The organism is Rhizobium sp. CG4, from assembly GCF_023701965.1.
GTDB lineage: Bacteria > Pseudomonadota > Alphaproteobacteria > Rhizobiales > Rhizobiaceae > Agrobacterium.
The window spans coordinates 120,727-142,716 of sequence record NZ_JABAEG010000006.1 but is presented as its reverse complement, the minus strand read 5'-3'; the positions used below and the strand labels follow the sequence as shown (position 1 = coordinate 142,716).

General features: G+C 55.3%; 20 protein-coding genes. 6 read left to right on the top strand and 14 right to left on the bottom strand.

Features of this window, described 5'->3' with window-relative positions; translation table 11 throughout:
• Positions 1-10: 10 nt before the first annotated feature.
• The 4 genes from HGO37_RS17625 to HGO37_RS17610 all read right to left on the bottom strand — a co-directional run bounded on the left by HGO37_RS17625 (position 11) and on the right by HGO37_RS17610 (position 3,009).
• On the bottom strand, positions 11-775 hold the full coding sequence (locus HGO37_RS17625) for an amino acid ABC transporter ATP-binding protein (RefSeq protein WP_285200752.1): 765 nt from the start codon (positions 773-775) through the stop codon (positions 11-13).
• Positions 772-1,428 (bottom strand): amino acid ABC transporter permease, encoded by a 657-nt coding sequence (locus HGO37_RS17620; RefSeq protein ID WP_250984462.1) that lies wholly within the window; start codon positions 1,426-1,428, stop codon positions 772-774. Before HGO37_RS17620 ends, HGO37_RS17625 begins: the two co-directional genes overlap by 4 nt.
• Positions 1,425-2,087, bottom strand: coding sequence for an amino acid ABC transporter permease (locus HGO37_RS17615; RefSeq protein ID WP_192489786.1), 663 nt, complete (start codon positions 2,085-2,087; stop codon positions 1,425-1,427). Before HGO37_RS17615 ends, HGO37_RS17620 begins: the two co-directional genes overlap by 4 nt.
• 148 nt (positions 2,088-2,235) lie before the next feature.
• Complete coding sequence (locus HGO37_RS17610; protein WP_250984461.1) at positions 2,236-3,009, bottom strand: transporter substrate-binding domain-containing protein; 774 nt, start codon at positions 3,007-3,009, stop codon at positions 2,236-2,238.
• Between the two features lie 243 nt (positions 3,010-3,252).
• On the opposite strand from HGO37_RS17610, the gene HGO37_RS17605 reads away from it, so the two are divergent.
• Positions 3,253-3,666 carry an Lrp/AsnC family transcriptional regulator gene (locus HGO37_RS17605; protein WP_192489787.1) on the top strand — a complete coding sequence of 138 codons (414 nt, stop codon included), beginning with the start codon at positions 3,253-3,255 and terminating at the stop codon, positions 3,664-3,666.
• A gap of 58 nt (positions 3,667-3,724) precedes the next feature.
• Here the strand turns inward: HGO37_RS17605 and HGO37_RS17600 are convergent, their stop codons facing one another.
• Positions 3,725-5,143 carry an RtcB family protein gene (locus HGO37_RS17600; RefSeq protein WP_250984460.1) on the bottom strand — a complete coding sequence of 473 codons (1,419 nt, stop codon included), beginning with the start codon at positions 5,141-5,143 and terminating at the stop codon, positions 3,725-3,727.
• Between the two features lie 599 nt (positions 5,144-5,742).
• Positions 5,743-7,296 carry an RNA-binding protein gene (locus HGO37_RS17595; RefSeq protein ID WP_250984459.1) on the bottom strand — a complete coding sequence of 518 codons (1,554 nt, stop codon included), beginning with the start codon at positions 7,294-7,296 and terminating at the stop codon, positions 5,743-5,745.
• Between the two features lie 211 nt (positions 7,297-7,507).
• On the opposite strand from HGO37_RS17595, the gene rtcR reads away from it, so the two are divergent.
• Positions 7,508-9,124 (top strand): RNA repair transcriptional activator RtcR, encoded by a 1,617-nt coding sequence (rtcR, locus tag HGO37_RS17590; protein WP_250984458.1) that lies wholly within the window; start codon positions 7,508-7,510, stop codon positions 9,122-9,124.
• A gap of 15 nt (positions 9,125-9,139) precedes the next feature.
• On the opposite strand, the gene HGO37_RS17585 is transcribed toward rtcR, so the two are convergent.
• The 6 genes from HGO37_RS17585 to HGO37_RS17560 all read right to left on the bottom strand — a co-directional run bounded on the left by HGO37_RS17585 (position 9,140) and on the right by HGO37_RS17560 (position 15,807).
• On the bottom strand, positions 9,140-10,156 hold the full coding sequence (locus HGO37_RS17585; protein ID WP_250984457.1) for a LacI family DNA-binding transcriptional regulator: 1,017 nt from the start codon (positions 10,154-10,156) through the stop codon (positions 9,140-9,142).
• The gene (locus tag HGO37_RS17580; protein ID WP_250984456.1) at positions 10,153-10,767 is read right to left on the bottom strand and encodes a dual specificity protein phosphatase family protein; all 615 of its coding nucleotides are present in this window, start codon (positions 10,765-10,767) and stop codon (positions 10,153-10,155) included. The genes HGO37_RS17585 and HGO37_RS17580 overlap by 4 nt, the downstream gene beginning before the upstream one ends.
• Positions 10,764-11,585, bottom strand: a complete 822-nt coding sequence (locus HGO37_RS17575) for an inositol monophosphatase family protein (RefSeq protein WP_250984455.1) — start codon at positions 11,583-11,585, stop codon at positions 10,764-10,766. Before HGO37_RS17575 ends, HGO37_RS17580 begins: the two co-directional genes overlap by 4 nt.
• A gap of 74 nt (positions 11,586-11,659) precedes the next feature.
• Positions 11,660-12,778: an ABC transporter substrate-binding protein gene (locus HGO37_RS17570; RefSeq protein ID WP_250984454.1), complete on the bottom strand. Its 1,119-nt coding sequence runs from the start codon at positions 12,776-12,778 to the stop codon at positions 11,660-11,662.
• Between the two features lie 43 nt (positions 12,779-12,821).
• Positions 12,822-13,964 carry an ABC transporter ATP-binding protein gene (locus HGO37_RS17565; protein ID WP_250984453.1) on the bottom strand — a complete coding sequence of 381 codons (1,143 nt, stop codon included), beginning with the start codon at positions 13,962-13,964 and terminating at the stop codon, positions 12,822-12,824.
• Between the two features lies 1 nt (position 13,965).
• Positions 13,966-15,807, bottom strand: coding sequence for an ABC transporter permease (locus tag HGO37_RS17560; protein WP_250984452.1), 1,842 nt, complete (start codon positions 15,805-15,807; stop codon positions 13,966-13,968).
• Positions 15,808-16,187: 380 nt separating this feature from the next.
• On the opposite strand from HGO37_RS17560, the gene HGO37_RS17555 reads away from it, so the two are divergent.
• Positions 16,188-16,388: a hypothetical protein gene (locus HGO37_RS17555; RefSeq protein ID WP_250984451.1), complete on the top strand. Its 201-nt coding sequence runs from the start codon at positions 16,188-16,190 to the stop codon at positions 16,386-16,388.
• Between the two features lie 253 nt (positions 16,389-16,641).
• Here HGO37_RS17555 and HGO37_RS17550 read toward each other — a convergent pair whose 3' ends face one another.
• Entirely contained in the window at positions 16,642-16,884 is a 243-nt protein-coding gene (locus tag HGO37_RS17550) for a hypothetical protein (RefSeq protein WP_250984450.1), read from the bottom strand.
• A 354-nt stretch (positions 16,885-17,238) separates the two neighbouring features.
• Positions 17,239-18,288 carry a helix-turn-helix domain-containing protein gene (locus HGO37_RS17545; RefSeq protein WP_250984449.1) on the bottom strand — a complete coding sequence of 350 codons (1,050 nt, stop codon included), beginning with the start codon at positions 18,286-18,288 and terminating at the stop codon, positions 17,239-17,241.
• A gap of 330 nt (positions 18,289-18,618) precedes the next feature.
• Between HGO37_RS17545 and HGO37_RS17540 the strand changes: the two genes are divergently transcribed.
• The 3 genes from HGO37_RS17540 to HGO37_RS17530 all read left to right on the top strand — a co-directional run bounded on the left by HGO37_RS17540 (position 18,619) and on the right by HGO37_RS17530 (position 21,987).
• The gene (locus HGO37_RS17540) at positions 18,619-18,879 is read left to right on the top strand and encodes a hypothetical protein (RefSeq protein ID WP_250984448.1); all 261 of its coding nucleotides are present in this window, start codon (positions 18,619-18,621) and stop codon (positions 18,877-18,879) included.
• Positions 18,880-19,026: 147 nt separating this feature from the next.
• Positions 19,027-20,904: an ABC transporter ATP-binding protein/permease gene (locus tag HGO37_RS17535; RefSeq protein ID WP_250984447.1), complete on the top strand. Its 1,878-nt coding sequence runs from the start codon at positions 19,027-19,029 to the stop codon at positions 20,902-20,904.
• 126 nt (positions 20,905-21,030) lie between these two features.
• Positions 21,031-21,987, top strand: a complete 957-nt coding sequence (locus HGO37_RS17530) for a DUF808 domain-containing protein (protein WP_250984446.1) — start codon at positions 21,031-21,033, stop codon at positions 21,985-21,987.
• The last annotated feature ends 3 nt before the right edge of the window (positions 21,988-21,990 follow it).

Sequence of the window (21,990 nt, the reverse complement as noted above, 5' to 3'; positions counted from 1 at the left end):
CTTTTTCCGTTTAGTTCGAAAGATGTTTTCTGAGGAATGAGCGCGTACGCTCTTCCACCGGGTTGGTTAGGACCTGATCTGGGGCGCCCTGCTCGACCACCACACCGCCGTCCATGAACATGACGTGGTCGGATACTTCGGCTGCAAAGCGCATTTCATGGGTAACGATCAACATGGTCATGTGCTCAGCCGCCAGCTGTTTCATGACCTGGTTCACTTCCTCAACGAGTTCGGGGTCCAGCGCGGACGTCGCCTCATCGAACAGCATCACCTTTGGCTGCATTGCCAATGCACGGGCAATTGCCACGCGCTGCTTCTGTCCACCGGACAGACGTGCCGGATAGGCATCGCCTTTTTCGGCCAGGCCAACCTTTGCCAGCAACGCGTTGGCGCGATCTCTCGCCTCGACCTTGCTCAACCCTTTCAGCCGCATCGGGCCAATCATGATGTTCTGCAGAACAGTCAGATGCGGAAACAGGTTAAACTGCTGGAACACCATGCCCATTTCCTGACGGATATGGTTGATGTGTTTTTCGAAGGCACGGCCCTTCAAGGGACGATTGACCATCTGGCCATCGAGCCAGATTTCGCCAGAAGATGTTTCCTCCAGCATGTTGATCGACCGCAGAAGGGTACTTTTGCCCGAGCCGCTTGGGCCGATAATCGAAACGATCTTGCCGCGAGCGACCGTCAGGTCAATGCCTTTGAGCACTTCATGAGGCCCGTAGGATTTGCGGATATGCCGCAGTTCGATCATGGGAGTTTGAGCTTTCATCGAATGGCTTCCACTTTGCGGGCCGCGAGACGGAGCAGATATTCCATCACCAGATTGACGACGTAATAAAGCACAGCTGCGGTCAGATAGAATTCGAACGGACGATAGGTTTCGCTGATGGCGCGCTGAGCGTTGAGGACAAGTTCGGTTATCCCCAGCACCGACAACACAGCCGTATCCTTCAGCAGTATGATGCTGTTATTGCCCACCTGCGGCAGTGCCGTCAGGAAAGATTGCGGAATGATGAAGTGCCGCAACGTGGCGAGGTGACCAAAGCCCAGGGAGCGCGCTGCTTCCGCCTGGCCCGGATCGACCGCCTTCAGCGATGCCCGGAAAATATCTGCGTTATAAGCTGCGTAGTGCAGGCCAAGCCCCAGAACCCCTGTCCAGAAGGCCGGCAACAGAACGCCCAACTGAGACAGGCCGTAATACAGCAAATACAGCTGCAGAAGCAGAGGCGTTCCCATAAACAGGAAGATAACGGCACGCACAGGCGCTGCAACAATGCGTGGGCCATAGAGTGTTGTCGTGGCAATGCCAATACCTAAGATGACGCTGACGGTGCCAGCGATGGCGGTAATCACAACCGTCCAGAGCAGGCCGATCAGAAGCATTTCCCAATAGGGCGGTACGACGCTGAAATCGAAACTCATGCTGGAACCTCCCCTTTGGAGGTAAACAGATATTCCACTCCACGTACGGTCAGCGAAATGACTGCAACAATGGCGAGATAAGCAGCACCCGCAACAGCAAACACCTCGAATGGCTTGTAGGTGGAGGTCACAAACCGCTGCGCCGAATAGGTGAGTTCAACCACGCCGATGGTCGAGACAAGGGCGGTACTTTTGGACAGGATGACCGTGTTCACACCCAGCGAGCGGATCATCAGCGGTGCGGCCTGCGGCAGCACGAACAGACGCATCGTATCGAACCGGCCAAAACCGAGAGAGCGGGAGGCTTCGGATTGCCCCTTATCAACGGAAATAATGGCTCCCTTGATACCCTCTGACATGTAGGCACCGATATTGAAGCCCATGGTCAGGACACCCGCCAGAAACGGGGTGAGTTCAAAACCAAGCTGCGGCCCACCGAAAAATACGATGAACAGCTGTACCAACAGCGGCGTGCCGCGCAGAATGCTGACATAAATCGTGGCGGCCCAACGGACAGCCGTTATTCTCGAAAACCGGCCGGTTACCACCACAGCCGCAACAACAAGACCAATCGCCAGCGAGCAGACCGTGAGTTGGATGGTTAGAAGCGAGGCTTCCAATACGAAGGGCGTTATCCGCCAGATTAATTGAAAGTCCATTGCGGCCTCTCGGACCTGGCAACCGAACATTTCGGAGCCCGATCTCTGTAAACGGATCGAATGACTGGGCGGAAAATGTCAGGCAGTTTGCACTGCAATCCATTTCCCGCCCCGCGAGACATCAGGCGTTAGCGCGTCAAACCGTGGATTAACGAACGTCCTGGCCGATCCACTTTTTCGAAATGGCCTCATAGGTGCCATCAGCCATCATGTCGTCCAGTGCCTTCTGCATGGCGGCAGCGAGTTCGGGATTGCCCTTACGGACAGCAATACCAACGTCGTAACGTGGCATGCGCTCATCCTTGACCTGTTCTACTGGCGTATTGTTCTTGGCAATGGCGACGAAAACCGGAACGTCATCAGCGATGATGGCGTCGACACGACCAGCCGTCAGGTCAAGAAGCATTTCCGGCAGCCCCTTGTATGTACGCACTTCAAACAAGTTCTGTTCGCGAGCCCATTTTTCTGCGGCTTCGCCGAGTGTCACGCCAACATTCTTGCCCTTCAGTTCATCGATATTGGCAACGCCAGCACCAGAGCGAACAAAGGCCGCAAGACCGGAGCGGTAATAAGGACCAACGAAGTCCACTGCCTTCTTGCGCTCTTCGGTCACGCTCATCGAACCGATGATGGTGTCGTAGCGGCCGGTGACCAGACCAGCGATAATACCATCCCAGGCAGTGGTAATGATTTCCGGTTCCACTTTCAGGCGCTTGGCAATTTCAGAACCGATCTCGACGTCAAATCCAACAACCTTGTTGCTTTCGTCAACGAAGCTGAACGGAGGGAAAACGCCCGACAGTGCAATCGAAAGCTTGCCGGCTTTCTGGACTTTTTCCAGATCGTCAGCATGTGCGCTTGTGAAAGGCAAGCAGAGGGTCGCAGCAACAAAAAGGCCGTAAATTGCGCGAGTAAGTTTCATGCAGGTCGTCTCCCAAAAAGATGTCCCGGCTCATAGCAGGACGTCGTGTGTATAGCTTCGATGTCTTCGAATTGCTGCTATCAACCGGCCCACTCTTTTGGATTATCCCGCTTTTTTCGAGGGCCAGCTCTTGCTCAGCGATGACAATTGGTAATTCGAGAAACGAGAACAAAAAAGAATACAAAGTGCTCGAAAATTTCATATAATAACGAAATAGTAAGTCATTTGACGAAATGGTAAAAAATGGACGACCTTGATAGACGGCTGATTGCGGAGTTGCGGATCAATGGCAGGGCGTCGGTTCCACAGCTTGCGCAGATTCTTGGTGTCGCCCGCGCCACCGCTCAAAAGCGGCTCGATCGCCTGATTGAATCAGGCGACATCAAGGGTTTCACCGTCAGGTTGAAAGACGACATCAGCCGCGATCTGATCCGAGCCTTTATCCTCGTTGAAGTGTCCGGCTCACCAAAGCACACAGTGTCGGCCATCAAACGCTTGCCGGGCGTGGCGTCTCTTTCCAATACAAATGGTGTCTGGGATGCAGTCGCCGAAATCGAGGTATCCACGATGTCCGAGTTGAACCAGCTGATTTCAACGGTGCGCGGCACCGAAGGTGTGTCAAAAAGCGAGACCTTCATCCTGCTTGGTCCGGCCTGACCGGCCCAGCTTAACGGGCGTGCTTGAACGAGGCGGCATCAGCCGCCTCGCCCGATATTCAGCGACGTTTCTTACGCCATGGCGCATTCTTCTGCCAGTCACCAGCCATGATGCTTCCAAACGGGATCACCTCGTCGACCACTTCGGCAAGGCCGTAATGTTCGATCTGGGAACGCACATTGGCCGCCGACTTGTAGGCACCCGGCAGTTCGGACACGTCCGCTTCTCCCGAAAAGAAGCGTACATCCAGTCCAGCCGTCTCTTTTGCCATGATGTCGGCAATGTTGTTCGGGCTCAGCCCACGGCAATCGGCGCCATATTCCGCCGCGAGACGCCGCAAATGAGCGCTACGCGAAAAGTTACGGCCCGCGCCATGCGGTGAGAAACCCAGACCATGAGCAGCATTGGAGCCACGCACGATCAGGATCGGCTCCGCCATGTTGAGCGGAATGATCGTCAGATCGGTCGCATCCTCAGCCCAGCCATCAAAGGCAGGCGTCGCCCCCTTACCGTGGTAGAACAGACCGTCTGACTTTCGGAACACAAAGTTATGTTCGTTCCAGAAACGGTCCGACACCTTGGCAGACAGCTTTTCCGCCGTCATGTCATGCAGCACATAATGGTTTTCCTTCGTCCACTGGCGGATGGACTGCAGAGCCGACCAGTAAAGATCACCCTCCTCGGTATCCGCCGGAATCCAGGCATTGTCGCGGTGTGTTTTCGGTGACAATTGTTCACGGAATTTGTTTGCCACCTTCATTCCACGTTCATACAGCCGGGCACCGGGCGCTCGCGATCCATGATGGGTAACCAGTGCCGTCTCGCCGGTCGACTTCATCGTTCCGACATAGGCAAAATGGTTGCCGTCACCCTGCGTTGCAAAGTGCTCGATACCAACATTCAACGCCGCACCGCTCAGATACGGGTTCTGCTGGAAAGCCGCCAATGTTGCTTCGGACGGTTTGACACGCTGATCAACGGCACGACCACCAGGCCCGAAATGCGTCACGGAGTGGATCGCATCCAGCAACGACTTTGGATCAACGCCGGGGAAGATCGAGATTGCCATGGAGCAGCAGATATCGGCCGAATGCATGCCAGGATGGATCGCCTCGGAAGCAACCACGCCACCAACAGGAATGGTTCCCACCGGTCCGGCTGGGCAGGCGTCCGGCATGATTGCCGCCGCGCGCACAACAGGCGTGCGGACAAGCGCCCGCATGGTAGCATTGACCTTCTCGACATTGTCTTGTTCGAACACGTTTTCGGCACGGATGTTGGAATAGATCTCGACATCGCCATCCGTTTTCAGCGGTACAGTCGGGGCTGGCCGGAATGCGAGCGCTGTCGCCATCGCGGCACTCATCGAACCGCCCTCATTCAAAACCCTGTTGGCGGCATCCAGCGCCGGGCGAAACCACTTGCCCTGCGGCATGCCCGCGTCAATCAAATCCTGTCCGCTTACGATCTCAACCATCTTCTTTTCTGCGTTCGCAGTCCTTCTCATTCATTCATCATTGCCGGACAACGTTCCGTCTTCCGGCATTTTCAAAATTGAAAGGCAGCGGCGACGAGGTTGAACGAAACATGGGGGGCTCCGCTCGTGCCAGAGAGCGCTGCCGGGGATGGGAGTCGAACCCATCAAGCCACCCCTAACGTGGAGGCTGTAGTTCCGTTCGGCATTCGCCGCTGCATTTCGGTCGTGGCGACCAGAATGAGGAAACATTCCGCGTCCATACCTTTCGGCATTTGGCGGTGCGGAGTTCGAATCCGCTCCCCGTTAGGGTTTACCGATGTAGTTTCCCCGGCATTCGCCACGTCTTCCAGTGTTGCTCACGGCGACAAGAGGTTGAAAGAAACACTTTTCGATGTAGTTTCTTTCGGTATTCGCCATGCATTTCATTCTGTCCGTGACGACAAAAATTGCTGGAACGCCTGCTCTATCCGCTGAGCTACGGGGTCATAAATGGGGACCCCGGCGGGATTCGAACCCGCGACCTGGAGATTAACAGTCTGTAGTTCCAATCGGCATTCGTCACGGTATCCTGCGCCCTTCACTGGTGGCGCAGGACAATGTCAAAGATCGATCGCCTCGATCTGGCGCAGCCATTCCCCTGCACCGGACTTGCCCGCCGCGAAGTTGGCTATAGCGTCATAAACGGCGTCGGAAAAACCACCGATGTTCAAGACATCCGCGGCCTTGGCAGGCGTCTGGACGTAGGGCTGGATATCGAGACACACCAGCTTTGCAGCCGGGTTGCGTCGCTTGATCCGCGCCCATTCAACCATCATGCCTGTCGCCTGGCCTTCACCGCGGTCATCGATCCAGGACTGGTTGTCCGAAACGAAAACCACGAGGTCGACCTTGGCCTTTTCCTTCACCAGCCGTTGCAGCGGTGCCGAGCAATTGGTTCCGCCGCCGCCGATGGCCGCAAGCTTTGCAGCATTGGTCATCACGCTATCGCGGCCGTTCAATTTTACGTCCACCACCCGGTTTTCAAACGGCAGTACCCGTGCACGCGGGTTACGCCGCAGGAACGAGGCTGCCACAAGAGCGGCCACATCAATGCAACGAACCGCTGACGTGGCCCCCTTTCGGTACCCGGTCACTGGCGAACCCATCGAGCCCGATACGTCAGGGCAGACCACCACATTGCCTTTGAACACCGGCACACTGGAAATTGCGGTTTCCATTGCGTCCTGCAATGCATCGGCAACTTCGCCGGGCACCGTCTGCCCAGCCATATGCCAGGCAACCAGCAACTGGTACGGAAACACCCGCGCCTTGCGAACCGTCTGCGGATCAGCGAGTTTGGCGGCCAGCTTTTCAGCAATACCGGGCACCTCAAACACGCCGTTGCGGGCAAATGTATTGAGGTTCTGGCGCACCATCTGCCAGGATCCGCTAAGTGCCACTTCCGCCCACTGCTCCTTTGTCAGCTTGAGCGAGGTCAGCATCTGGAACGGCACAGCTGGCAGAGCCCGGCTGGTATCCCGCTTGAATGCCTCGAAAGCCTTCACTTCGGCTGGCAGTGCAGCAAGATCGTATGGCTTGCCGATTGCCCATGCATACAATGCTGCACGTTCCGCATCCTTTGGCTTTGGATGCACCATACGGATAACATCCGGAAGCGAAGGATCATTGCCGACCATCGCCTGCAGGAATTGCGGCACCGTACGTGTATCAAGCCATGCCTGAACCATCTTTTTAGGACGTGTTCCAAGCGACTTGCGGCCCGCAGTTCCAGAACGCATGATCTGCACAAAACCGCGCAACATCTTGCCGCTTCTCACCACCCGCGGGAAAGCACGCGTAAAGGCATCGCTCTCAAAGCCGGATAACATTGCCAGCAACATGACCGGCATGTCTTTCATATGGCCTTGTTCAGCCGCATAGATTGCCAGTTTCGCCAGAAATTCCGGCTCGACCTCTGAAGCAAGCTTCACCACCGCATCCAGCTGCTCACCGGCATTGGCGTAAAACGTGTCATTGAACGTTCCTGTCACCGCATACTGCGCAAGTGCTTCACGCGGCGTCAGGGCATAGGCAGCGGCGCTAGCATGATTGACGGCATCCGTCTGCGGCAGCAGCTTGCCGAAATAAGATTTGAAGATTGCCGTGTTCACCATGGCCGCACCTTTTTGTTTGTTTCTGCCAGATACATTTCAAGTGGCGTGCCAGTTTGCTTTCGACGGCGCGAAAACATAGCGAAAGCGAATTCAAACCTTTGATTTTAATCATTTAAAAAATTCGAAAGCTTTTTCAACATCCAGAATTGCCAATCAACGGCAATCTCATTAAATTATCTAGTAATATAAGATTTATCTTTTTGGATAATACATGAAGCGACGTGTTGCTATCAGCATTCTGGGGACGACACTGGATATGGGCGGACGCAAGGACAGATGGAGCCGCTGGCGGCCCAATGTCGCGCTGACTCAGCAACCCGGCATGTTTTTTGATCGTGTTGAGCTGATCCACGACACCCAGTTTGGCAGGCTGGCGGAAACCATCATTGGTGATATCGAGACCGTCTCGCCCGCGACCCAGGTTCGTCAGAACATCATCAATCTCACCGACCCCTGGGATTTCTCGGAGGTCTACACAAAGCTGCGTGATTTTGCCCGCACGTATGATTTCGATCCAGACACAGAGGATTATCTCGTCAACATCACCACCGGCACGCATGTGGCGCAGATATGCTGGTTCCTTTTGACGGAAGCCCGCATCATTCCCGCCCGCCTGTTGCAGCTATCGCCGCCACGCGACCATGAACTGCCAGGCGATTATGCTGGCAAGCACACCGTCATCGACCTTGACCTTTCTCGTTACGATGAAATCGCCACCCGCTTTGCCTCTGAGCGAGAGGAAGCAACCTCGTTTCTGAAGTCCGGGATTTCGACGCGCAACGCCGCCTTCAACCGCATGATTGACGAGATTGAACAGGTTGGGATGCGCTCGGTTGCACCTTTGTTGCTGACCGGCCCGACGGGTGCAGGTAAATCCCAGCTGGCAAAGCGGATTTACGAACTGAAAAAAGCCGAGCGAAAGGTCACGGGTCCATTCGTTGAGGTCAACTGCGCCACGTTACGCGGTGATCAGGCGATGTCGGCGCTGTTCGGTCACGTCAAGGGTGCCTTCACCGGCGCCTCAGGTGAGCGGGCTGGCCTTTTGAAATCCGCAGACAAGGGCGTGCTTTTCCTCGACGAAATCGGCGAGCTTGGTCTGGATGAGCAGGCCATGTGTCTGCGTGCCATCGAGGAAAAGAGGTTTCTGCCTGTTGGTGCGGACAAGGAAACATCGGCCGATTTCCAGTTGCTGGCAGGGACCAACCGCAATCTGCGCGAAGAGGTGCAAAAAGGCCGGTTCCGCGAAGACCTGTTTGCCCGCCTCAACATCTGGACCTTCCAGCTGCCTGCACTGTGCGAACGCAAGGAAGATATCGAGCCTAACCTTGATTTCGAACTGCGCCGTTTTCTGGAAAAGGAAGGCCACAACGTGACCTTCAACAAGGAAGCGCGCGAACGTTATCTAATTTTCGCAACCTCCCCGGAAGCCGCATGGAGCGCCAATTTCCGTGATCTATCGGCATCGGTCATGCGCATGGCAACACTTGCGCCGCAAGGCAGAATAACCGTCGAGGTCGTTCGTCATGAGGCAGAACGCCTCAAGGCCGCCTGGGGAGGCGCCCCTTCAGGCCGCGCAGCAGACCAAATCCTTGTCGATGTCCTCGGCCAAGAAGCCGTCGTAGCACTCGATCTTTTCGATGTCGCTCAACTCACCACTGTTTTGAAAACATGCTGCGAGCATGGGACAGCCAGCGCTGCAGGCCGTGCATTGTTCGCTAACAGCCGCCTTGAGAAAAAAAGCAGCAATGACGCCGACCGGCTGAGCAAATATCTGGCAAGGTTCGGTTTGAAATTTGATGATGTCCGACGCCGCGCCACGGCGGGTTGATCGGCCCGACAGGCATCACGAACGCACGGTTTTGCGCCATACGGGAAACGCCCGGAAGGTCGTAACGTGACCGACCGGATTGTCCAGACGCTCTTCCGTCAGGCGCGTCACGATCGCCTCTGCCATTTCTTCGATCGGCTGACGAAACGTCGTGATTGCATACCCTTCCCAACTGGCCTGCTCGATATCGTCAAAACCGACAACACAGAGATCCCTGGGGATTTTCAGCTGAAAATCATTGCGCGCCACGTCGATAAAACCGCAGGCCAGAAGATCGGTCACGCAAAAAACTGCGTCCGGAGGTGTTGCGCCAGGAAGCAACCGCCGCGCCGCCTCTGCGCCGCTGCGATAACTGGTGGAGCCGGCCTTGATCACCTGCGGTGGCTCGAAGCCTGCCTTGGCGACCACGTCGCAGAAAAGTCGTTCGCGGGCCAGCAGGCTGGGAGACCCGTTGGTGGAGGAAACAATCGCAAAGGACTTGCAGCCCGCGCGGGCCAGCATGTGCCACGCATCTTTCATCGCGGTCTCGTGATCGAGGCTAATATGGTCCGCCTCCTCGATCTGTCCCGCACGATTGATGAGAATGACATGCTGGCCGCTTTCGATACAGGTTCGCACCAGTGACACTGGCGGCGCGCCCGAAAGAACGATTGTGGCTGAGGCACGGTAGTTAAGTGTCTGGTGTAGCGCGGACTGAATATCGGCCTCATCACCCGCCGTATTGATGACCATTGCAGCGCGACCGACCGCCTGAATGCGCCGGGTGATGGCTTCCAGCAGCGCCGATTGATAGGGCGCGTGAAGATCACCGCCCAGAATACAGATCGGCCGGCTTTTTTCCTGCGATAGACCACGTGCCAGATGGTTGACGTGATAATTCAGTTCCTCGGCCGCGGCGAGAACCTTGCGACGGGTCTCTTCAGAGACGCTCGCCCCTTCCGTGAAGGTACGCGAAACGGCGGAGCGCGAAACGCCTGCCTTCCGTGCCACTTCAATGGCACTCGCAAAACTCTGTGGCGGCCGGTTGGTCATGCAATCGCCCTTCTTTTTCCTGCCTCGACAAGGCGGATCATATCAGCTGCCTGTTCCGCCGCTCGGATCAATTGCGGTTTTGGCGTTTCAAACCACTCATCGGTACGCAATTGCCTGTTGGTGCGGACATGGGTAATTGCAGCCGCCAGTGTTGGATAAGTCTTTGGCATTTCCAGATGCAGGAATAGCGACACCAAGGCCACAGAGCGGCTGCGACCGGCACGACAGTTTACAAGAACATTGCCCTTTTCCCGATGCGGGTAGGAGGCCCGTTCCGGAAAGGTTTGGTCCAGTGCGCCACGCAGCAGGTAATACCCCGACAGCAGCATGGTGTCGGAATTGCCCGCGCCATCCACAAGCCCAAGCTTGTAATAGCGAAGCAATCCGGGACCGGACGCCAGAATGCCATTCTCATCCGTCTGACCGCCGGAGACAAAATTCACGTCAAAATTCACCGCACAGTTGACGACAATCTTGATGTCATGTTCGGCCAGCAAGGCCGGATCACAGACGGCTTCACGTCCACCAATGTAGAGATCAACATCCCAGCCGGGCAGGTTGCTCTCGATCAGACTAAGATGCGGGCGTTCATATCGCGGAGAAGCACTCATGCTGCCTCTCCCTTGCGATCTTCATCCGCTATGGCAATCCGCATCGCTTGCGAAAAATCGACGGCAACACCGGGGGCTGCGGCAAAGATCGCGCCACCGGTCAGCAATTCGGCCTGCTCCGCCGGATAGGTTCCGGTTACACCACCGGCCTCACGCACCATCAGCAGACCGGCAAGGCAATCCCAGGCGTTCATATAATATTCGGCGTAGCCATCCGTGCGGCCTTCTGCCACCCAGGCAATGGCCAGCGCACCCGACGCGCCACGGCGAATATTGGCGCCTTTTTCCAGCACACGCTGCTGCGCCGCCAAATAATCAGCGCTCTCAACGCGCGGAGACCAGCCAATCTCCACCGATGCATTGGTAATGGCTTCGGTTTTCGCGGCCGTAAGCGGCACACCGTTTTTGGTCGCACCCTGCCCCTTGCGGGCAAAATAGAATTCATCGGACGCCGGATTAAAGATCACACCCAGCAGTGTTTCGCCCTGTTCATGAACGGCAATCGAAATGCAAAAATGCGGAATGCCACGGGCAAAATTGGCCGTTCCGTCAATCGGATCAATCACCCACAGCCTGTCCGAAAGATAACCACCAGCCTCCTCACCCAAAATCCCGTCCAAGGGAAATGCCTTGGTGATCAGGGCTCGTACATGGCTTTCCACCATACCGTCTGCCTCGGTGAGAAAATCCTGCCGTCCCTTGAGCGTAAAATCGCCGGGCTTGCGGGCATGAAAGGCAGCAAGGGCAACAGCACCGGCAGAGGTGGCAACTTCGCGCAAAAGGGCTTCACGGAGGTTCAGTTCATCGACAGTCAGCATGATTTCTTTCGAATGGATGGTGCAGGCCTTGGCCAGAAACAAGGCCTGCCAGTATTGTTACAAATATTTGACAGTTACTTCTTGTAGTTCAAGGCCCAAAGATCCTGCCAATCCTGACGAGCTTCCCAGTCCGCGGAACCGGTAGAGGCGTCATAGGAAAGCAGCTGGTCACGAACCTTGCCAACACCCGACGGCTCACTGTCTGGCAGGCTAATGGTGGTGTTGGTCGACATTTTGCCGTCCTTCGCCTGCGGCGCGATGCCTTCAGCTGTCATCATGTAACGCAGGAACAGCTTTGCCGCGTTCGGGCTTTTTGTGCCCGACGCAATCAGACCAAGCGAAGGGTAAGTCCAGCCGGAGAATGGGGAAAGACCTACGCAAAGGCCAAGCTTCATACCGTCCTTGTTGTCACGGTACTTGGCCGTGCTGACCAGACCAACAAAGCTATCCTTGGTATCAGGAGCGCCAATCGATTCTGCAGCCGCACCGTCGGAATCGGTCAACAGCGGGCTATTGGCGGCAAGCGCCTTGACCCAGGCAGCGGTAGCGCTGGCCTCGTCGGTTTCCAATGGTTTGCCATATTGCGCCTGATAGGCATCGGCAACAGCCTTGTCGGCGTGGGTGGCCAACTGGTTAAACCAGTCGGTATAGGAAGGCTTGCCAAGCGGATCCTGCATGGCAACCTTGCCCTTCCACTCGGCTTCTGTCAGCTGCCAGATGTTGGAGACAGGGCAGCTGTCATGCAAAGCGGTGTTGTAGGTCCAGACATTCGGTGCAAGAACGATGGTCAGCGGGTCCTGATAGATCACTGGAATATCCTTAGCCAGATCTGTTGGCAGCCAGCTCTTTGCATAACCCTTGGCAACGATCTGCGACAGTGCGGCAGGTGCATCTGCCAGAATAACCACGTCAGCCTTGACGTTATTTGCCTGGGCCTCGCGAATGACGATTTCAAGCGTTTCTGGTGCGCTGGATTTTACGCCAGTAGCCTGAACACCGTATTTTTCCGAAAAGGCCTTTGCCTGTTCGACAATTTTGCCGGTCGAGTCGTAGACGGTAAAAGGCGCTTCCTCTTTGGCGGCGTCAATCAGCTTGTCGAGATCGAAAGCCTCTTCGGCGCCGGCATTGGCCGCGCCACACAGAACAGCGGCAGACAGCATCAGAGAGGAGAGCAGAGTACGGGAATGTCTCATCGGTATTCCTTTGAGTGATTTGAACAAAGATGTTTTCGTGAGGTTATGCGAGTAGAAGTGCCGGACGCTCGGTTCCGGCTGGGTGTGCCGCGCTTGGGGCGCGGATTTCGGTCGTATCGAAACGCTGGCCAGCAGCGTCGAACAGGTAAAGACCCTCGCGGCGCGCAAAACAGCTGATCATGTCACCCGGCTTTGCGGTTGGCCTGCTATGCGTAGAGTGAAACAGTCGTTCTGAACCAAGGGACAGTTCGATGATCCAACTGCCACCGGTCGGCATGATGCTTTCAAGCCGCAACGCGCCGAGTGGTACGGCGTTCGATGTCTCTGACAGGGAAATTTCCTCAGGCCGTAGTCCGATCGATGCTGCGCCGGTCAAGTCAAGGCTCTCGGACAGGCGGGCGCCAAAGCCATCACCGCTTGATGTTCCGTCCAAACTGATCATGTTGATTGGCGGATTGCCGATAAACTCCGCAACGAACCGATTGACCGGACGTGAATAGATATCATCGGGCGCACCGACCTGCTGCAAACGCCCGCCATTCATCACGGCAATGGTGGTGGCAAGCGTCATCGCTTCCCACTGGTCATGGGTGACGAACACGATTGTTGTGCGAAACTCCTCATGCAGACGACGCAATTCGGTGCGCATTTCCAGTCTGAGCGCAGCATCGAGATTGGAGAGAGGCTCATCGAGAAGAAGGATGCCGGGATTAACCGCCAGCATGCGCGCCAGTGCCACGCGCTGCTGCTGACCGCCGGACAGCTGCGCGGGATAACGCGATGCGTAATCGCGGATGCGCAGCTTTTCCATCACGTCGTTGACCTTGGCGCGACGCTCCGCTTCCGGCAGCTTGCGCAGGCGCAGGCCAAAATCGATGTTCCGCTCCACGGTCATATGCGGCCAGAGCGCATAGCTCTGGAACACCAGACCGAGGCCGCGCTTTTCCGGCGGCACAAAAGCGGAGGCCGGAACACTGTCCACAAGCTTATCGCCAATGGCGATTTCGCCGTCGCTCAGATGTTCAAGGCCCGCAATCATGCGCAATGTCGTGGTCTTGCCACAACCCGATGGTCCCAGCAGGCACATGAACTCACCATCTGCGATGGTCAGGTTCAGGCCTTCGACGGCGGCGTTGCCGTGGCCAGCGTAATTCTTGGTGACATTGGTCAGGGTGATATCGGGCATGTCAGCTCTCCAGTCCCTTGGCAATGCCATTGCCCGTGAGACGGTTGATAAGAATGGTGCCAAACAGCGCCAAGAGCGCGATCATCAGCACCACGGCATTGGCTGCCTGGGTGTAGTTGTAATCAACGAGACGCAGCGAATAGGTGGTCAGGACATCGGTTGCCGGCACGGCGAGGATGATGAACAGGCTGACGCCCTTGATGCCGGAGATGAATGGCAGCAGGATTGCGCTGGCCAGCGCCCGTTTCTGGATTGGCATCACGATGCTGAGCATACGACGCCACCAACCGGCACCCGCGATGCGAGCAGCCTCTTCCGGCTCTTTGCCCAGCTGCGCCATGGCCGCAATGCCGGACCGCGAGGCAAATGGCATCTGATCGGCAATCAGTGCGAGAATAAGGATAATCGACGTACCGTATAGCGCTGGCAGCGGACCACGCGGCACCGCAAATACCGTCAGGATGGCAGCTGCAAACGCAATTCCTGGCACAAGATATGGCAGGAACGTAATCTGGCGCAGGAAATTACCAAGTGCGGCAAAGGGGCTGCGAATGACTACATACCCGACCAGCAGGCCGAGAACACCGGATGCAAGTGAGGCCACGCCAATGATCACCAGGGTATTGAGGCCAGCGCTCCAGAATTCCGGCGTCATCAGAATGCCGTTTCTTAGGGCAACGGTGTCGAGGTTGGCGCCGATCCAGTAATCGAAGGTGAAATTTTCGGGCGAGAAACGACCCGGCACACGCATGATGGTCGACAGAAACAAGGTCAGCAGCGGGATCACCACACCGACGGTAAAAAATGCCAGCGTGAAAATAGTGGCAGGCATCTGCCAGCGCCCCAGCGGACGGCGGCGATCCATCGCTCCCTTGCCACCGATGATCGCAAACCGGCGCGCCTCGCGCATCATTCTGGTATCGATGTAGAGTGTGACCACACCAATCGCCATGATGACCGCGGCCATCACTGCGGCCATGCCGGTCTGCCGCGTGGAGATTGCGCGATAGAGCGAAGTCGAAAGCGTGTCGAAACCGACGGGAAGGCCAAGCACGTAAGGCACGGCAAATTCACCGATACAATCGGCAAGGATCAGCAGTCCGCAGGACAAAAGTGCGGGGCGCATCAACGGCAGCACAATCTGAAATGCCACGCGGCGACGGCTGGCACCCAAAATACGTGCGGAATCTTCCAGCTGGGCATCAAGACGCTGCAGCGCGCTGCCTAGGATCAAAATGACGAAGGGCGCATAATGCAACGACAGGATAATGATCATCGGTAACCGACCATAAGCCAGCCAGTCCGGCGTTGAAAAACCAAGCGTCTCCAGCCAACCGGGCTGACCGCCAACCGTGCGGTTCTTGAAAATTGTGGTCCAGGCAAGCGCCAGCGTCCAGGTCGGCAGCATGAACGGAATGATCAGTGCCGTCGCAAACCAGCGACGTCCCGGCAGCTCTGTGCGGTTGACCAGCCAGGCCAGTACACCGCCAACTGACATGGAAAGAACAATAGAACCAATAGCAATCGAGGCGGTATTCAACATCGGCTGCCACAGCAAGATGCTCGACATGCGCGAGGCGAAAGCACGCGTCACATAATAGAGGGTGAATGCGCCTTCCGGAGCTCGAGTGCGCGCAGCATCGCCAATCTGCACAATAGCCACATTGACGAGGATCGAAATGACTGGCGCGAGGATCAACAGCAGGAACACGACAGCCAAAGCAATGCCGATGAACATTACCGGCTCATGGCTTATGACCGTGAGATGATGTCGCAACCGTCTGTATGGCGCATTGCCCGATGCAAGGCGTGCATCTTTTTCTACGTGCCCTATGTCCACCATCTCGGCGCCCTCTCGTATTCACGGGGCGACCATAGGCAGATCACATGACAGCCAAATGACACATTGCACATATGTGCATTGGAAAAATTGGCCAATAAAAGTCCAACAATATTCGAAATGTAGAATGTTTAGCACGTAGGTGCACAGCACTTTTCGCGATATTTTTCACGTCAACAGCGCACAAAAACGCGTGCTTGTTATTGTTTTGCAGCGCTTCGAGAAGCGAAAAACCTCTCTCGCTGCACCACTGACTTAAACATTCGTGGCAAAAAATTGCGCGCACAGATTGCCAAACGGAAAATCCTACTTTAGAATCATTCTAGAAAAAATGAGTATCAATCTCATGTTTCTGCGTAATTTTACAAAGAAGGAAACTACACATGTCCAACAAAGCGTCCTGCAAAGCCTGCTCGTTCTATGAAGACCACGCCGCAAATGCTGGTACAGTTGCCGCAGACGCTGGCCTCTGTCGTTTCAACCCACCGGTTTCGCAGCCAGACGCCAATGCGCGTGGCCTGTGGCCGGTCGTAACCGGTAGCGATTGGTGCGGCCATTTCGACGGTGACAACAAGGCTGCATAAGCAACCTGTTTGTTTTTGACGAAGACAGCCATTGGCTGTCTTCGTTGCATGCCTGATCACACGATCAGCGCAACTTGCCTTTGCAACGGCAAGTTCATTCATACACATCGACGATATGTCGAGCCGAATTTCCAGAGACTGTCTTTTGAGGAGCTGATAAGCCTGCTCTGATGAGGGAGCCTCTCACGCCAAGGGGTTGGCCGCCAACCCTCTTCGTGGCTTGACGAATACTCCCGCCTGACAAGACCTTGTCTTACTGCCAAAACCAATCGAAAAATCGTTCTGGATGGCGATTGGTTTGCCGGATGCTTTTATCTGCCGCCTCAGAAGCCGCCTCAGACGGGTCATCGCAAAACCAGAGAAAATTTTGTTCCGTCTCAACCAGTTCCCGCTTGAAGGACCACACTGCGCGGTCGGCCTTTTCAAAATCGGCAAGCACGATCACCGGTGAAAATTCGCTGTGGAGGTGAAGCAATATTGGATCCTGATCTGACATATGCATTCTTACGGCACATCCCCATTTTCCTGTGCTTTTCCCATCAAAAGCACCGTGACTCTCATGTCTTTCCCTTGCAGGAAATGACTGGTGTTGGGCGCTGTGAAACTGGCCTTCTAACACCGACGCGCATAATGATTGCGACCGGCATTAGGTTCCCGCCTCAATCGAGAAAAGGTCGTGCCTTCTGAGCCACCAAAAATAAAGCGGGCGAAACCGCGTTGGGACGATATCAGGGAAGATTGGGATAATATGTCGGCTGAACCGATATCATGCCAACAATTCAAAGGCTTGCGCCTGCAACCTGTGCGAACAGACCTGCCCCAAATGCCTATTTTTTATTGTACGAAACCCTCAGGGGACTTTGGATGACTGGCGCATCTGCAATTTGTCGAGCCAGTTATGCATCCAATTATCGGCATCACCATCCAACATATTTTTCAGCTGCGCAGCAGCGCCGATATCCCGAATGGCCTCACTGGGGCGAATGCCGAAATATTGCTGAAAAGCGCGGGAAAAGGTGTCCTCATTGGAAAAACCGCAGGAATAGGCAAGTTTCGCCACTGCTCCACGGCCGGTCCCGACCGATGCCAGTTTCAATCTCGCCAGCTTGAGCCGACGCTCTCGGATATATTCACCAACTCCACCAACCGGTTCAAACAGCCGGTAAAGCGCAGAGCGCGACAAGCCGAACTGATACATGATCATATCGGTCGACAGAGACAAGTTTGTCAGGTTGCGCTCGATGAATGTCTGGATCGTTTGCAGGTTTACATGCGTCAGCGTGTCGAACTGCGTGGTAACGGCACCGGTAAATGCACTTGATAACAAGGCAGATGTGGATTCCACCAGAAGCTGCCCCTCCGTCTGGCTTAGTGTCGGCGCACGCCGTGCGATAGACAGCATGTAATCGCTGAGAATGACCCCAAGTGTCGATGAACCTTCAACGCGCGCACCGTGAAGATTATCAACCACTTTTGGCATCAACCGCATCATCTGACGTGGAATGACCAGGCTGATGATGTCCATATTGCTGGCGTAAGACTGCATCGGGCGGCTGAGATCAAAACAGACGATGTCGCCCGTTACGCCCTTACCGTAACCGCCGTCCGCATTATACGAACACTCGCCCTTCACGTAGAGTTGCACCAAAAGGTGATCGACCGCAGTTGCGGATACCAGGGCACCGGAGCGATGAAACTGCTGCGGGCTCGCCGACGATTTGCCGATCAGGAACTGGCCGGGATTATAGGTCGCCAGATCGGCACTGAATGTATCGAAATCACTATCCGTGGGAGTGGCATCAAACAGGCTGGCAATGCCTGTTCGCCAATACTCGTAATTGTCCTCACGGCTCAGCTGCGATGAACGAATAATATGATGCTCAACATTCGCTGGGCTCAAGATTTCTTACTCTGCAAACTGCGGTTGACGTGCTCAACATGAATTTGAACGCTGGAAATGCTCATGTCAAATTTGACGAATATCAATATTCGTCCAATTCCGTCTCTAATAACACTTACCGCTGACAATCGTATTCAGATTGAATTCTGACAGATTCACCATTGCCTGATGTCACGCCATTTCTATTCAAGCCTCCCTTAGGGAACCATGAGCGTGTCTGGCTGTTAAAGCAGAACAGGGAACAAACACATCCGGGCTGGGTCCTATCTCCACTCTCAAGATCAACAGCATGACCAACGAACTGTGGAATAGATACCGGAGACATGAACCATGACGAAAGTTGCCAAACAAACCAGCCACAAACGTTCTGATGCCAGAGATCGTTTGATCATTGCGCTTTACGCGCAGTTGCGTGCCGAGCGGGAAACCCGCGAAGCGATGGAGTGGGTAATGCGCAATGGCGGACTTTCGCCGGAAGTGCTGGAGGCCATGGCTTCAGACCCCATTCCGGTTGTTACGGCCGATGACATAAAAACCGTAGAAAACTCTCTCAAACATCTGCAGCTGGACCATGGAAGCGTTCACCCATGACACGCGCCATCTCGCCGGTACCATCTACCAAAAAACCCTTCAACCAAGATCAGCGGCGACCATTTGATGGGAAACCGCCCTGAAACTGCCTGCCAAGGTCTATCCCGGCAACAACAACCTATTTCACAAAGACTGAGCAGGCGAAGAATGAACACAAGTGCTGCGTCAACACCTGATGCTCCGTTGCCAGAACGGGAACTCACAGCCGAAGAAAAAGAGAAGGCACGTCGCAAATATCTGCTGTCCCGTTTCTGGGAAAGCGCGCGTGGTTTCTGGAGCCGAAGCGGTGAAAAGCTTGCCTGGCCGTTTTCGATCGTGCTGGTGGCTTTGCTGTGCACCAATGTCGTTTTTCAGTACGGCATCAATGTGTGGAACCGAAACCTCTTCGATGCCATCGAAAAACGCGACGCTAGCACCGTCTATTTCTTGAGTGCTATCTTCATACCGCTTGTGTTTGGCAGCATGTCGCTGGTCGTCATCCAGGTATTTTTCCGTATGAAGATACAGCGCCGTTGGCGTTCCTGGCTAACAACAGGGATCATCAATCGCTGGCTGGCGAACGGTCGTTACTATCAGCTCAATTTGATAGGCGGCGACCACAAAAACCCGGAAGCACGCATGTCTGAAGATTTGCGGATTGCGACCGAGGCGCCCGTGGATTTTGTCGCTGGCGTCGTTTCTGCATTTTTGTCTGCGTCCACCTTCATCGTTGTTCTCTGGACCATTGGTGGTGCGTTGACCATCACCATCGCCGGAACCACCGTCACCATCCCCGGTTTTCTCGTCATTACCGCGATCCTTTATGCCACCATCACATCGACCTCAATGGTGGTGATTGCAGGCAATTTTGTGCGGATTTCGGAAGTGAAAAACCAGGCGGAAGCCGAGTTCCGTTATACGCTGACACGTATCCGGGAAAATGGTGAAAGTATCGCCTTGTTGGGCGGCGAAGAAGAAGAACGCAGCGACCTCAACAAAACCTTCTCCCATGTGCTTCATCAATGGGCACTGATTGCCCGGCAATATATGCGCACAACACTGGTGTCGCAGGTGTCCAGCCTGTTTGCACCTGTCGTTCCAATTCTGTTGTGCGCACCGAAGTTTCTTGATGGAAGCATGTCGCTGGGACAGGTCATGCAAGCGGCATCGGCTTTTGCCATTGTGCAGGGTGCATTTGGCTGGTTGGTCGACAACTACCCCCGCCTCGCAGACTGGAATGCCAGCGCCAGGCGTGTGGCATCGCTCATGGTGTCGCTCGATGGACTGGAACGCGCCGAAAAAAGCGACGCGGTCGGCCGGGTTAAACACGGCGACACTCAGGGCGAGGCCATTCTCAGCCTCAATGATCTCTCGGTATCGCTGAACGATGGCACAGCTGTCGTCACAGAGACCAAGGTCCTGATAAACCAGGGAGAGCGGGTTCTGGTATCGGGCGAGTCCGGCTCCGGGAAAAGCACGCTGGTACGCACCATCGCCGGCCTGTGGCCATGGGGTGAAGGAAGCGTCGACGTGCACCCCGGTAAACGGTTGTTCATGCTGCCGCAACGCCCCTATATCCCCTCGGGAACACTGGGTCGTGCTGTTGCCTATCCCGGCGCATCGGATGAATGGCCACTTGATGAGGTAAAATCGGCGCTCGACAAGGTGGGACTGGGCCATCTGGGCGCAAAGATTGAAGAGGACGCCCCTTGGGACCAAACCTTGTCTGGTGGCGAAAAACAGCGCTTGGCATTTGCGCGCCTGCTGCTTCACAAGCCGGATATCATCGTGCTTGACGAAGCAACCTCCGCGCTGGACGAAAAAAGCCAGGACAAGATGATGCAGACGCTTATTAATGAACTCCCTGACGCAACGATCCTCAGTGTAGCACATAGGGCTGAGTTGGAGGCTTTCCACAGCCGAAAGGTGGTCCTGGAACGACGTGAGGGTGGTGCGAAGCTGGTTAGCGATGTTGACCTTGGTCGCCACCATAAAAAACGCAACGTGTTCAAACGCTTGATCCCGAAGCCTCGGTTGCTTCGCTAGAGGGAAACATCTGACAGCCGGACGTCTGTTTATTGTTGCCCGAAACAGTCTGCCTCTCTACAACTGCCGGTGTCCACCACATAGCTTTGATTGTTTCAACCTACCTCGCAAATATGGAGAATACCCGTGGCGACTGGCCTGATTGCTCTTCTTGATGATATCGCGGCAATAGCCAAGCTGGCGGCAACCTCTCTTGACGATGTCGCCGGCCAGACCGCGAAGGCAAGCGTCAAGGCCGCAGGCGTGGTCATTGACGATACGGCAGTTACACCAGCCTATGTCATCGGTCTTTCGCCAAGCCGCGAGCTGCCCATCATCGGGCGTATTGCCCTTGGTTCGCTGCGCAACAAGCTTCTGTTCTTGCTACCGCTTTGCCTGCTTCTCGGATATTTTGCGCCATTCCTGATAACACCCCTATTGATGATCGGCGGCATGTATTTATGCTTTGAGGGGGCCGAAAAAATCTACGAAGCATTTTTTCCCCATGCCGCCCATGATATGGTTTCAGTTGACGCAGTCGTCGATCAGGCGACTCTGGAAGCACAAAAGGTGTCCGGTGCGATACGGACGGACTTTATCCTGTCGGCAGAAATCATGGCGCTGACGCTGGCAGAAGTTTCGACGTCTGATATGTACACGCAAGCGGCCGTATTGGCGGGTGTCGGCATTCTCATTACCGTTGCCGTCTATGGCGTGGTCGCCGTCATCGTCAAAGCCGATGACATAGGACTTCATATGGCCAAGACCGGCCGCTCATTTGTGCGCTCGTTTGGCGAAGGCCTCGTAAAAGGCGTTCCGGTTTTTCTCAAGGTTCTGGCGCTGGTTGGCACGGCAGCTATGTTGTGGGTCGGCGGCAGTATTATTGTGCACGGCCTTGCCGGCCTCGGTTTTCACCTGCCGGAACACATCATCGAGCAGGCGACCCACGCCGTGCAAAACGGAACCCCTGTGCTTCCGGGTGTTCTTGGCTGGCTCACTGCCTCCGTATTGCAGGCAATTCTCGGCATCGTTCTGGGTGGTGTTGTGATTGCGATCCTCAGCTTCATCAATTCAGTCAGGGGCAAACCAAGTTCTGCTCATTAACCC